This is a genomic window from Brevundimonas sp. (assembly GCF_036402095.1).
Taxonomy (GTDB): Bacteria; Pseudomonadota; Alphaproteobacteria; order Caulobacterales; family Caulobacteraceae; genus Brevundimonas.
On the sequence record NZ_DASWTO010000058.1, the window covers coordinates 1 to 13,009 of the forward strand.

The window sequence follows — 13,009 nt, forward strand, 5'->3', positions numbered from 1 at the left end:
TCCTGACTCCGCCCTTCGCCGACGACGCCGCCCTGATCGAGGAAATCCGGCGTCAGGGCTGTCAGGTTGCGACCATATCCCCCGGCGGCCCCGGCCGCTCGGTCGCCGACGGCGTCGGCATCGACGACGAGGCGGGCGGCTACGACATCGCCCGCCACCTGCTGGATCTCGGCCACCGCCGCTTCGCCTTCATCAGCGGGATCGCGGGCCACCTGTCGGCCGAACAGCGCTTCGACGGTCTGAAGCGGGCCCTGCGCGAACGCCGGCTCGATCCCGAAGCGGTCACGGTGCTCCAGGGCGACTTCACCTTCCGGTCTGGCAGCCTGCTGGCGGCCCGGCTGTTTGATCAGCCGGACCCGCCCACGGCCCTGGTTTGCGCCAACGACGACATGGCCGCCGGCGCCCTGTCGACCGCTCATGGCCGGGGGCTCGACGTCCCGGGACGGCTGTCCATCACCGGCTTCGACGACACGCCGGTGTCCGAGATCGTCTGGCCGCCGCTGACCACCGTCCACCAGCCGCTGAAGGACATGGGCGGCGAGGCGGTGCGCCTCATCGCCGGACGGCTGGCGGGCACGCGGCGGGACGCCGACTGGCGGTTCATCACCCTGCCGCACGCGGTGGTCGCCCGCGCCTCCGCCGGACGGGTCGCATCAAGACTGGCGACCGTCAGCGCTTGACGCGCGCGCCGCGGAGCGCCCTACTGGAAGCGCTTCCAACGCGGAGCGCCAACGGACGCCGCGCGTGGCTCGAGCGTCCGGCCAACAGGAGGAGGGACGCCATGACCTGGCGAATCGCAACGCTCGCCCGCCGGGCGCTGATCATCGGCGCGGGGGTGGCGACGCTCGGCGCCGCCGCCTGCGCCGGAACTCCTGCGGACCCGTCCGCCCGCGTCTGGATGACGTCGGGCGACCGCGCCCGATTGTTGGCCGAACAGGCGCCGCTTCGTTTCGAGGCCGACGGCGCTCCGGCCGGACCGGTCATCACGGTCGACCCGGACCAGCGGTTCCAGGAGATGGTCGGCTTCGGCGCGGCGATCACCGACGCCTCGGCCTTCCTGATCCAGACCCGGCTGGGCGATGACCAGCGGGACGCGCTGATCCGCGAACTGTTCGGCCGGGAAGACGGCGGCCTCGGCTTCGGCTTCACGCGCGTGACCATCGGAGCCTCGGACTTCTCGCTCGACCACTACAGCCTCGCAGACACGCCCGATCCCACGCTCGCGAGCTTCTCGACCGCCCGCATGGAGGCCCAGGTCTTTCCGACCGTCCGTCAGGCCCTCGCCGCCAATCCCGAGCTCAAGGTCATGGCCTCGCCATGGAGCGCGCCCGGATGGATGAAGACCACGGGCTCGATGATCCAGGGCCAGCTGAAGCCGGAGTTCTATTCGACCTACGCCGACTATTTCCGCCGCTACATCGAGTCGGCGGCGGCGCACGGCGTGCCGACCGACTACCTCAGCATCCAGAACGAGCCGGACTTCGAGCCGGACAGCTATCCTGGCATGCGGTGGGCGCCCGAGGGTCGCGCGGCCTTCGTCGGCGAACATCTCGGCCCCCGGCTCCGCGACGCCGGCATCACCACGAAGATTCTGGACTGGGATCACAACTGGGATCTGCCGCAACAGCCGCTGGCGGTGCTGGCCGACGAGCGCGCGCGCCCCTTCATCGCCGGGGTGGCGTGGCATTGCTACGGCGGCGACGTCTCGGCCCAGAGCCGGGTTCGGGACGCCTGGCCCGACAAGGACGTCTTCTTCACCGAATGCTCCGGCGGGGAGTGGACCCCGGGATTCGCCGACAGCTTCACCTGGACGATGAAGAATCTGATCATCGGCTCCACCGAACACTGGGCGCGCGGCGTCCTGATGTGGAATCTGGCCCTGGACGAGAACTACGGGCCGCACGCCGGCGGCTGCGGCAACTGCCGCGGCGTGGTGAAGATCGACAGCCGCACCGGCGCGATCGAACGAAATCAGGAATACTACGCCTTCGGACACGCCAGCCGCTTCGTGCGGCCGGGCGCGCGGCGGGTCGTCTCCCTGAAGCCCGAGGGACTGCAAGCGGTCGCCTTCGTCAATCCCGACGGCGAGCGGGTGCTGATCGTCCTCAACGACGGGGCCGCGCCTGTCGCCTTCCGGATCCGCGAGGGCGGACGCAGCGCTGCGGCCGAGCTGCCGCCGCAGGCCGCCGCCACCTACGTCTGGGCGCGCCGGCCCTGAGGCCCGCGACCGGGCCGGTAGCAAGCCGTGATCGACGCCGCCGGAATGCGGATTGCGCCGGAACCTCATTTCGGCTAGCGATTGGAAGCGCTTCCAATCGATCTTTCAGGATCGGGGGCGGCGCGGCAAGAAGGACGTGCGGCTCAAGGGGCCCGCGCCGGGGAAACAACAGGGGGTATTCATGCGCAGCCAGTTCGCAGGCGTTCGCAAGACCGGCGCGGTGTCGCCGTCACAGCTTTGCCTGACGGTGTCGGCGCTCGCCCTCGCGATGGTCGCGCCCGGCGTCGCCATGGCGCAGGATCCGGTCCCGCCGCCGCCGCAGGACGAGGAGGCCACCGAGGTCGAGGAGGTCATCGTCACCGGCCTGCGCCGCGGCCTGGCGGACTCGATCAGCATCAAGCGCAACGAGACCTCGATCGTGGAGGCGGTCTCGGCCGAGGACATCGGCAAGCTCCCCGATGTGTCCATCGCCGAGTCGATCGCCCGCCTGCCCGGTCTGGCCGCCCAGCGCGTCAACGGCCGCGCCCAGGTGATCTCGATCCGCGGCCTCGCTCCGGACTTCACCACCACCCTGCTCAACGGCCGTCAGCAGGCCAGCTCCGGCGACAACCGCGCCGTCGAGTTCGACCAATACCCGTCCGAACTGCTGTCCGGCGTGGTCATCTACAAGACCCCGGACGCCGAGATTTCCGGCATGGGCCTGTCGGGCACCGCCGACCTGCGCACCGTCCGGCCGCTCGAGTTCGGGAGCCGCGCCATCGCGCTGAACCTGCGCGGGGAAATGATCGAGGGCGACAGCCTGAACGACGACGTCCGCAACTACGGCGGCCGCTTCTCGGTCAGCTACATCGACCAGTTCGCGGATGACACCATCGGCGTCGCCCTGGGGTACGCCCACCTCGACTCCCCGTCGCAGAACCGCCACTACAAGGCCTATGGCTACGAGGCGTTCGGCTTCGCCGTCACGCCCGACAGCGCCGATGACGCCCTGATCCTGAACGGGCAGGAGCTGTTCGCCACCTCGCGCCTGAACCAGCGTGACGCGGTCATCGGCATCGTCGAATGGCGTCCGAACGACCGCCTCCACTCGACCCTCGATCTCTACTATTCGAAATTCGACCAGGAAGAGACGACGCGCGGGGCGCAGTGGTTCTCGAACGGTTGGGCCGACGGCGCGACCTTTACCGACGTCCAGACCGAGACGCGGGGCGGATCCCTGTTCGCCACCAGCGGCACGCTGAACGGCGGCGTTCCGATCATCCGCAACGACTTCAACACCCGTGAGGACGAGCTGTTCTCGGTCGGTCTGAACAACGAGTTCGAGATCGACGAGCGCACGCGCGTCGTGGCCGACCTGTCGTATTCGACCAACGAGCGGCGCGAGCAGATCCTCGAAACCTACGCCGGCTATGGCCGCGGCGTCGGCGGCGTCACCCCGGGCACCCCGGACGTCGGCCGCACGCTCGACACCATCACCTTCGAGGTCAACGACGACGGCTATCCGACCTATACGACCGGCCTGAACTACGCCGACGCCTCGCAGGTGTCGCTGGGCGACCGCGCTCCGTGGGGCGGCTGGGGGCACGACGGGGCCATCCGCTTCCCCGACGTGGAGGAACGCATCTACGCCGCTGACCTGAAGTTCGAGCGCGACCTCGACGGCATCATCCATACCGTCAGCGCCGGCGTGAACCTGGCCAATCGCAACAAGACCAAGCGCGTCGACGACTTCGACCTGTTCCTCAAGAACGGCCGCCAGCAGGTGTACGTCGATCCCCAGTATCTGGTCGAGGCCACCACGCTGGACTTCGGCGGCTTTGGCGACGTGCTCAGTGTCGATCTGAGCCGGGCGCTGGACGTCTACTACGACCGCGCCCCCATTCTCGACGCCAACTATTTCGACAAGAATTGGGACATCGAGGAAGAGGTCCTCACCTGGTTCGCGCGCGCCGAATTCGAACGCGGGCAGGTGCGCGGCAACGTCGGCGTCCAGGTCGTCCAGCAGTCGCAGGAATCGACCGGCGTGGTCATCAACGGCCTTGAGCCGGGCCAGCCCATCACGCCGATGACGATCACCGAGGGCGCGGACTACACCGACGTCCTGCCCAGCCTGAACATGATCTACGACCTCGGCGACGGGCACCGCATCCGTTTCGCGGCGTCCAAGACCATGGCCCGTCCCCGCATGGACGAGATGCGCGCCAACGTGACGCCCGGCTTCAACGCCTTGGTCTGCACCGGCCAGCCCTGCCTGCCGGGCACGACGGTCAATCCGTGGTCGGCCTCCGGCGGCAACCCGCACCTCGAGCCTTGGCGGGCCACCGCCTTCGATCTGGCCTACGAATGGTACGTGAACCCCACGACCTATCTGTCGATCGCCGGCTTCTACAAGAACCTCGACACCTACATCTATCAGCAGACCACCGAGTTCGACTTCTCGGGAATCCCGCTGCCCAGCACGGCCTCGTCGATCCCGCCCGGCGTGACGATCAGCCCGATCGGCCAGATCACCCTGCCCGCCAACGGCAAGGGCGGCGTGGTCGAGGGTATCGAGATCAGCGGCGCCCTCAACTTCGGCACCGTATGGGAGCCGCTGGACGGCTTCGGGGTGCTGGGCAGCGTCTCCTTCACGGAGTCCGATCTCAACCCCACCGCCGGCGGGCCGCCCGTCCGCATCCCGGGGCTCTCGGGCATGGTCTACAACATGACCGCCTACTACGAGCGTGACGGTTTCCAGGCGCGCATCAGCAAGCGTTTCCGCGAGGCCTTCAAGGGCGAGGTGGTCCAGCTGTTCGCGACCCGCGGCCAGACCGAGATCCTCGACGACGAGCAGATCGACGCGCAGATCGGCTACACGTTCCAGGAAGGTCAGCTGGAGGGTCTTGGCCTGCTGTTCCAGGTCAACAACCTGACCAACTCGCCCTACCGCACCCGCCTCGGCCTCGACAGCGGCGGCACCACCACCGCGGACGGCGGCAGCCTGCCCGAGACCTACGAAGAGTACGGCCGACAGTATCTGTTCGGCATCAACTACCGGTTCTGACCGCCGGCGCGGGCCCAACGCGCCGGATTCGGAAACGCCGGGACCGGACGACCTCCCCGTCCCGGTTCCGGCGGCCGCCCTTCCCTGTGAGTCGTCGAGTACACGAATGAAGCGCCCCGCCCTGAAGCTCTCGCTTTCCCTCCTGCTGCTGGCGGGCTGCGCGCCGACGGCGATCCTGCCGCCGGCGGCGGTCGAAGCTTCGGCGGGCCGTGCTCACGCCGTCCTCGATCCGGCCATGGAAGCCCGCATCGCCGGGATGGTGGCGGGCATGACGCTGGAGCAGAAGGTCGGCCAGATCACCCAGCCCGATGTCCGCAACATCACCCCGGACGAGGTGCGTCAGTACTACATCGGCACCGTGCTGAACGGTGGCGGCGCCTGGCCGGACAACGACAAGCGTTCGACGGTGGCCGAGTGGGCCGCCTGGGCCGACGCCTACGCCGACGCGGCCATGGCCACCGACATGGCGGTGAAGATTCCGCTGCTGTGGGGCACGGACGCCGTGCACGGGCACAACAACGTCTCGGGCGCGACCATCTTCCCCCACAACATCGGCCTCGGCGCCGCCAACGATCCGGCGCTTATCGAGCGGATCGGCCGGGCCACGGCGCGGCAGGTCCGCGCCACCGGCATCACCTGGGCCTTCGCCCCGACCCTCGCTGTCGGCGAGAACCGTCGCTGGGGCCGCACCTATGAGAGCTGGTCCAGCGATCCGGCGCTCGTCCGGCGCTACGGGGAGGCCATGGTGCGCGGCCTGCAGGGCGACCTGACCGGCGACGGCGACGTCCTGGCGACGGCCAAACACTATCTGGGCGACGGCGGCACCTTCAACGGCGTCGACCAGGGCCAGACCCGCGCCACCCGCGAGGACCTGCTGACCCGCCACGGCGCCGGCTACCACGGCGCGCTCGACGCCGGCGTGCAGACGGTGATGATCTCGTACAGCAGCTGGTACGACGCCGGGACCGGCCAGGATCACGGCAAGATGCACGGCAACCGGGACCTGATCGCGGGCCACCTGAAGGGTGACCTGGGCTTCGACGGCCTGGTGGTGTCCGACTGGAATGGAATCGAGCAGGTCGCCGGCTGCGCCAAGGATCACTGCCCGCAGGCGGTCAACGCCGGCATTGACGTGTTCATGGTGCCCGAGGACTGGCGCGCCTTCATCGCCAACACCGTCGCCGATGTCCGCGAGGGCCGCGTGTCGGAAGCGCGGATCGACGACGCCGTGACCCGCATCCTGCGGGTGAAGATGCGCTCCGGCCTGTTCGACCGCCCGGCCTCCGCCAGCGTCCTCACCGGTCGCGCCGACGTGCTGGACGCCCGCGCCCTGGCGCGCGAGGCGGTGCGCAAGTCCGTGGTCCTGCTCAAGAACGACAACGCCGCCCTGCCCCTGCAACGCGGCCGCAAGGTCCTCGTCGTGGGCGCCAGCGCCGACAGCCTGTCGAACCAGACCGGCGGCTGGTCGCTGACATGGCAGGGCACGGAGAACGCCAATGCCGACTTCGCCACCGGCCAGACCCTGCTGAGCGCCCTGCGCGAAACCCTCGGGGCCGACAACGTCGCCTGGTCGATCGACGGAGCCGGCGTGGACGTGTCGCAGTTCGACGCCGTCGTGGCCGTGCTGGGAGAGACGCCCTACGCCGAGTACAATGGCGACGTCCGCTATCCCGCCCCGGTCCAGCACAGCCTGCAGCACCCCGCCGATCTGGCCGCCCTTCAGGCGGTGTCGGGCAAGGGCGTGCCGGTTGTCACCGTGCTCTATTCCGGCCGCCCGGCCTATGCGAACGACCTGATCAACCTGTCGGACGCCTTCGTGGCCGCCTTCCTGCCCGGCACCGAGGGCGGCGGCGGCCTGGCGGACGTGCTGGTCGGCGGCGCGCACGACTTCACGGGCCGGCTCTCGTTCGCCTGGCCAGGTTCGGCGTGCAGCACCGGCGAGGGCGCGGGCCAGATCGTTCAGTTCGCCCGCGGCTACGGGCTCAGCTACGCCCGCGCCGCGCCGGTCGGCCGCCTGCCCTTGCCGGCCACGCCGGCGACCTGCGAAAGCTAGGTTCACAGGAGCGCACGGGACCGGATGAGGCAGCTCAAGAAAATCCTGATCGTCGGCGGCGGCACGGCCGGCTGGATGACGGCGGCGCTGCTCTCCAAGCTCTTCAAGGGCCTGTACGACATCACCCTGATCGAGTCGGAGGCCATCGGCATCGTCGGGGTCGGCGAAGCCACCATCCCGGCGATCAAGAAATACAACGAGCTGCTCGGTCTCGACGAGATCGAGTTCATGAAGCGGACCCAGGGCAGCTACAAGCTGGGGGTCCAGTTCGTCGACTGGTGGAAGCAGGGGCACAGCTACATCCATGGCTTCGGCCTGATCGGCCGCGACATGGAATGGCTGCGCTGCCACCAGTACTGGCTGAAGATGAACAGCCTCGGCCGCGCCTCCGACTTCGCCAACTTCTCGATCAACACGGCCGCGGCGCTCGAGAACAAATTCATGCGCGCCGACCCGAAGATGGTCGACTCGCCGATCGGCCAGATCGCCCACGCCTTCCAGTTCGACGCCGGCCTCTACGGCCGCTACCTGCGGGGTCTGGCGGAGGCCAAGGGCGTGAAGCGGCGCGAGGGCAAGGTCGCCGACGTGACGCTGCGGGGCGACGACGGCTTCGTCCAGTCCGTGACCATGGACGACGGCGAGACCATCGAGGCCGACCTGTTCGTGGACTGCTCGGGCTTCCGCGGCCTGATCATCGAACAGGCGATGAAGACCGGCTATGAGGACTGGAGCCGCTGGCTGATCTGCGATCGGGCCATGGCCGTGCCCTGCACGCGGACCGAGCCGTTCACCCCCTATACCCGCGCCACCGCGCGCTCGTCCGGCTGGCAGTGGCGCATTCCGTTGCAGCACCGGACCGGCAACGGCCACGTCTACTCCAGCGCCCACATAGACGACGACGAGGCGGAACGGGTCCTGCTCGCCAATCTGGACGGCGAGCAACTGGCCGAGCCGAACCGGCTCCGCTTCCTCCCGGGCAAGCGCAAACAGGCCTGGAACAGGAACTGCGTCGCCATCGGCCTCGCCGGCGGATTCCTCGAGCCGATCGAGTCCACCAGCATCCATCTGATCCAGTCGGCCATCATCCGCATGGTGCGCCTGCTGCCCGACGCCGGCTTCGACGCCGCCACCATCGCCGAGTTCAACCGCCAGACCGATTTCGAATACGAGCGGATCCGCGATTTCATCATCCTTCACTACAAGGCGACGGCGCGGGACGACTCCCCGTTCTGGCGCTACTGCCGCGACATGGAGGTGCCCGACACGCTCCAGCGCAAGATGGACCTCTTCGCCGCCAACGGCCGCGTCTTCCGCGAGGACGAGGAACTGTTCGCCGAGGAGAGCTGGATCCAGGTCTTCCTCGGCCAGGGCGTCATCCCGCGCGGCTACGACCCCCTGGTCGACATCAAGAGCGACGCCGAGGTGGTCGCCTTCCTCGAGAACGTCGAGGGCGTCATCCGCAAATGCGTGGCCGTCATGCCGGACCACGCCGCCTACGTCGCCCGGACCGCCCCCGCCGAAGCCATCGCCTGACCAGCCGGCCCGGCGCCGCCGCTGGACTTCGACCGGCGAATATTTCATATATAAAATATGTCGCCGCGAGCCGCCGTGAGAAGCATCGCCGTCGTCGGGGCCGGGCCCGGCGGTCTCTACCTCGCCATATCCCTGAAGCTGCGCGATCCCTCGCTCGAGGTGGTGGTGCACGAGCGCAACCGGCCCGACGACACCTTCGGCTGGGGCGTGGTCTTCTCCGACCAGACCCTGGCCAATCTCAAGGCCAACGATCCCGACACCGCCGCGGTCATCGAAGCCGCCTTCGTCCACTGGGACGACATCGACGTCCATATCCACGACCAGGTCGTCCGCTCCGGCGGCCATGGCTTCGCGGGGATCGGGCGGCGACGCCTGCTGAACATCCTGCAGGAACGCGCCCGCGCGCTCGGCGTGGATCTGCGTTTCGAGAGCGAGGTCGCCGACATCCGGGCCCTGGACGCCGACGTGATCGTCGCCGCCGACGGTCTCAACAGTCGGGTGCGCAACGACAGCCCGGACGTGTTCGGGGTCGACATCGACGTGCGGGCCAACAAATACATCTGGCTGGGCACGACGCAGTCCTTCGACGCCTTCACCTTCGCCTTCGTCGAGACGCCGCACGGCTGGATCTGGGCCCACGCCTACCAGTTCGAACCGGGCGCCTCGACCTTCATCGTCGAATGCTCCGAGGCGACCTGGCGCGGCCTCGGCTTCGACGCCATGGACCAGGACCAGACCTGCCGCGCCGCGGAAGGCCTGTTCGCCGCCTGGCTGGACGGCCACGCCCTGATGAGCAACGCCCGCCACCTGCGCGGTTCGGCCTGGCTGAACTTCCCGCGGGTGGCCTGCTCGAACTGGCGCGACGGCAAGGTCATCCTGCTCGGCGACGCGGCGCACACGGCGCATTTCTCCATCGGCTCCGGCACAAAGCTGGCCTTCGAGGACGCCATCCGGCTGGCGGAAGCCCTGACCGAAGGCGGCGATCTCGACGCCGCCCTCGCCGCCTACGAGGTCGAACGCCGCGTCGAGGTGCTGAAACTGCAGAGCGCCGCCCGCAACTCCACCGAATGGTTCGAGACCGTCGATCGCTACGTCGGCCTCGAGCCGATGCAGTTCGCCTACAGCCTGCTGACCCGCAGCCAGCGCGTCAGCCACGAGAACCTGCGCCTGCGCGACCGCGAATTCCTGACGGGGGTCGAGCGCTGGTTCGCCGACAAAGCCGGCGCGCCGCCTTCGCCTGAGCCCCCGCCGCCCATGTTCGCGCCGCTGAGACTGCGCGGCCTGACCGTGCCCAATCGCGTCGTCGTCTCGCCGATGTGCATGTATTCGGCCGAGGACGGAACCGTCGGCGACTTCCACCTCGTCCACCTCGGCGCCCGCGCCCTCGGCGGCGCCGGCCTGGTGTTCGCCGAAATGACCGATGTCTCGGCCGACGCCCGCATCACGCCGGGTTGCGCCGGCATGTACAGCCCAAAACACCGCGACGCCTGGAAGCGGATCGTCGACTTCGTCCACGCCCAGGGCGCGCGCATCGCCCTGCAGCTGGCCCACGCCGGCCGCAAGGGCTCGGTCGAACGGCCATGGGGCCCGCGCGCCGACCAGCCCCTGCTGGAGGGCGGCTGGGAGCTGATCGCTCCGTCCCCCATCGCCTGGTCGGAAGGCGACCAGGTCCCCCGCGAGATGACCCGCGCCGACATGGACCGGGTCAAGGCCGACTTCGTCCGCGCCGTCGGCTGGGCCGACGAGGCCGGCTTCGACATGATCGAGCTGCACTGCGCCCACGGCTATCTGCTGTCGTCCTTCCTGACCCCGGTCTCGAACCATCGGGCGGACGAGTACGGCGGCTCGCTCGAGAACCGGCTCCGGTTCCCGCTGGAGGTCTTCGCCGCCATGCGCGCCGCATGGCCGGACCAGAAGCCGATGTCCGTGCGTCTGTCCGCCACCGACTGGGTCGAGGAAGGGATCACTCCCGGGGAGTCCGTCGCCATCGCCCGCGCCTTCGCCGACGCCGGCTGCGACCTGATCGACGTGTCCGCCGGTCAGACCACGCCGGAGGCCCGGCCGGTCTACGGCCGCATGTTCCAGACCCCTCTGAGCGACCGCATCCGCAACGAGGCGGGGGTGGCGACCATGGCCGTCGGAAACATCTACGAGACCGACCACGTCAACAGCATCCTCGCGGCCGGGCGCGCCGACCTGTGCGCCCTCGCCCGGCCGCATCTGGCCGATCCGAACTGGAGCCTGCGCGCCGCCGCCGAACTGGGCTGGCGCGGCATCCGGCCGCCGGTGCAGTACCGGCAGGGCTTCGCCCAGCTGGCCCGCAATCTCGAGAAGCAGCAGCAGGCGGGTCCGGTATGAGCCTGAGCGGACATCACGCCGTGGTCACCGGCGCGGGATCGGGCATCGGCCGCGCCACGGCCGAACGGCTGGCCGAGGCCGGCTGTCAGGTCACCCTCATCGGCCGTCATATCGGTCGCCTCAACGAGAGCGCCGACCGCATTGGCGACCTCGCCTTCGCCGCCCCCGCCGACGTGACCGATCCCGACATGCTGGCCGCCGCCATTGAGGTCGGCCGGGACCGCTTCGGCCCAATCGACATCCTGATCAACAACGCCGGCGCCGCCTCGTCCGCCCCGTTCCTGAAGACCGGCGCCGATGGCCTGCGCGCCATGCTGGCCCTCAATCTGGAGGCTCCCGCCGAGGCCGCGAGGCTGGTGCTGCCCGGCATGCTGACGCGGCGGTGGGGCCGGATCGTCAACGTCGCCTCGACCGCCGGGCTGAAGGGCTATGCCTACGTCTCCGCCTATGTCGCCGCCAAGCACGGCCTCGTCGGCCTGACCCGGGCCCTGGCTCTCGAGGTCGCCAGCAAGGGCGTCACGGTCAACGCCGTCTGCCCCGGCTTCACCGACACCGATCTTGTCGCAAGGTCCATCGACGCCATCATCGGCAAGACCGGGCGCAGCGAGGACGAGGCCCGCGCCGCCCTGGCCGCCTCCAACCCGCAGGGCCGGCTGATCACCCCGGACGAGGTGGCCCAGACCATCGTCTGGCTGTGCGGCGACGGCGCTTCCGGGATTAACGGCGCGGCGATTCCCGTCGCTGGGGGCGAGCTGTGAACGCCGCCGCCTCCCTCCCCGACAGGCTGGGCGGCGCGCCGGACGGCAAGCGCTCACTGCGCCTGTGGCTGCGGCTGCTGACCTGCGCCACCACCATCGAACAGACCATCTCACAACGCCTGCGCGACGAGTTCGGCTCGACCCTGCCGCGTTTCGACATGCTGTCGGCGCTCGACCGCGCCGGGGAGGCGGGGCTGACCATGGGCGAGGTTTCGCGCATGCTGATGGTCTCCAACGGCAACGTCACCGGCCTGGCGCAGCGGCTCAAGGCCGACGGTCTGATCGAGCACCTGCCGGGCGCCGACCGCCGCGTGCAACGGGTGCGCCTGACCGCCACAGGCCGCGTCCGCTTCGCCGCGATGGCGACGGCGCACGAACACTGGATCGAGACCCTGTTCGCCGGCCTGACCGGTCCTGAGGCCGACGACCTGATCCGCCTGCTGGAGCAGACCAAGCGGTCGCTCCGGTCCGCCATCCATGAGGAGCCGAACCGATGAAGGCGCGCGACTACAAGGCCGAACATTTCCTCTGGTCGGTGGATGACGACGGCGTGGCCGTGCTGACCCTCAACCGGCCGGAGCGGAAGAACCCGCTGACCTTCGACTCCTACGCAGAGATGCGCGACCTGTTCCGCGCCCTCGTCCACGCCCGCGACAGCAGGGTCGTCATCGTCACCGGCGCCGGCGGCAACTTCTCCTCGGGCGGCGACGTGCACGAGATCATCGGCCCGCTGACCGATATGGCCATGCCGGCGCTGCTCGACGTCACCCGCATGACCGGCGACCTGGTCAAGGCGATGCGCGGCTGCCCGCAACCGGTCATCGCCGCGCTGGACGGCGTCTGCGTCGGCGCGGGCGCCATCATGGCCATGGCCTCGGACCTGCGCATCGCCACGCCGCGCACGAAGACCGCCTTCCTGTTCACCCGCGTCGGCCTGGCCGGTTGCGACATGGGCGCGTGCGCCATCCTGCCCCGGCTCATCGGTCAGGGGCGCGCCTCCGAACTGCTGTTCACCGGCCGGGTGATGACGGCCGACGAGGGCGAAC

9 protein-coding genes are annotated in these 13,009 nt (G+C 69.4%); all 9 read left to right on the top strand.

The features are described from left to right. Nucleotides 1-680: substrate-binding domain-containing protein (locus VGD32_RS04790; RefSeq protein ID WP_331030764.1), on the top strand; the 680-nt coding region annotated here is incomplete at its 5' end. Between the two features lie 101 nt (nt 681-781). Continuing rightward, entirely contained in the window at nt 782-2,218 is a 1,437-nt protein-coding gene (locus VGD32_RS04795) for a glycoside hydrolase family 30 protein (protein WP_331030765.1), read from the top strand. 181 nt (nt 2,219-2,399) lie between these two features. After that, nucleotides 2,400-5,261 carry a TonB-dependent receptor gene (locus VGD32_RS04800; RefSeq protein WP_331030766.1) on the top strand — a complete coding sequence of 954 codons (2,862 nt, stop codon included), beginning with the start codon at nt 2,400-2,402 and terminating at the stop codon, nt 5,259-5,261. A 106-nt stretch (nt 5,262-5,367) separates the two neighbouring features. Continuing rightward, complete coding sequence (locus tag VGD32_RS04805) at nt 5,368-7,314, top strand: glycoside hydrolase family 3 protein (protein WP_331030767.1); 1,947 nt, start codon at nt 5,368-5,370, stop codon at nt 7,312-7,314. Nucleotides 7,315-7,338: 24 nt separating this feature from the next. Beyond that, nucleotides 7,339-8,847, top strand: coding sequence for a tryptophan halogenase family protein (locus tag VGD32_RS04810; protein WP_331030768.1), 1,509 nt, complete (start codon nt 7,339-7,341; stop codon nt 8,845-8,847). 75 nt (nt 8,848-8,922) lie between these two features. Continuing rightward, the gene (locus VGD32_RS04815; protein WP_331030769.1) at nt 8,923-11,205 is read left to right on the top strand and encodes a bifunctional salicylyl-CoA 5-hydroxylase/oxidoreductase; all 2,283 of its coding nucleotides are present in this window, start codon (nt 8,923-8,925) and stop codon (nt 11,203-11,205) included. Beyond that, on the top strand, nt 11,202-11,963 hold the full coding sequence (locus VGD32_RS04820; protein ID WP_331030770.1) for an SDR family oxidoreductase: 762 nt from the start codon (nt 11,202-11,204) through the stop codon (nt 11,961-11,963). The genes VGD32_RS04815 and VGD32_RS04820 overlap by 4 nt, the downstream gene beginning before the upstream one ends. Beyond that, the gene (locus tag VGD32_RS04825; protein WP_331030771.1) at nt 11,960-12,460 is read left to right on the top strand and encodes a MarR family winged helix-turn-helix transcriptional regulator; all 501 of its coding nucleotides are present in this window, start codon (nt 11,960-11,962) and stop codon (nt 12,458-12,460) included. The genes VGD32_RS04820 and VGD32_RS04825 overlap by 4 nt, the downstream gene beginning before the upstream one ends. Beyond that, nucleotides 12,457-13,009: enoyl-CoA hydratase family protein (locus tag VGD32_RS04830; protein WP_331030772.1), on the top strand; the 553-nt coding region annotated here is incomplete at its 3' end. The genes VGD32_RS04825 and VGD32_RS04830, both read left to right, overlap by 4 nt.

What these genes read in the sequence shown, in the direction of transcription:
- VGD32_RS04795 (WP_331030765.1), top strand. Translation starts at nt 782, where the DNA reads ATGACCTGGCGAATCGCAACGCTCGCCCGCCGGGCGCTGATCATCGGC.
- VGD32_RS04800 (WP_331030766.1), top strand. Translation starts at nt 2,400, where the DNA reads ATGCGCAGCCAGTTCGCAGGCGTTCGCAAGACCGGCGCGGTGTCGCCG.
- VGD32_RS04805 (WP_331030767.1), top strand. Translation starts at nt 5,368, where the DNA reads ATGAAGCGCCCCGCCCTGAAGCTCTCGCTTTCCCTCCTGCTGCTGGCG.
- VGD32_RS04810 (WP_331030768.1), top strand. Translation starts at nt 7,339, where the DNA reads ATGAGGCAGCTCAAGAAAATCCTGATCGTCGGCGGCGGCACGGCCGGC.
- VGD32_RS04820 (WP_331030770.1), top strand. Translation starts at nt 11,202, where the DNA reads ATGAGCCTGAGCGGACATCACGCCGTGGTCACCGGCGCGGGATCGGGC.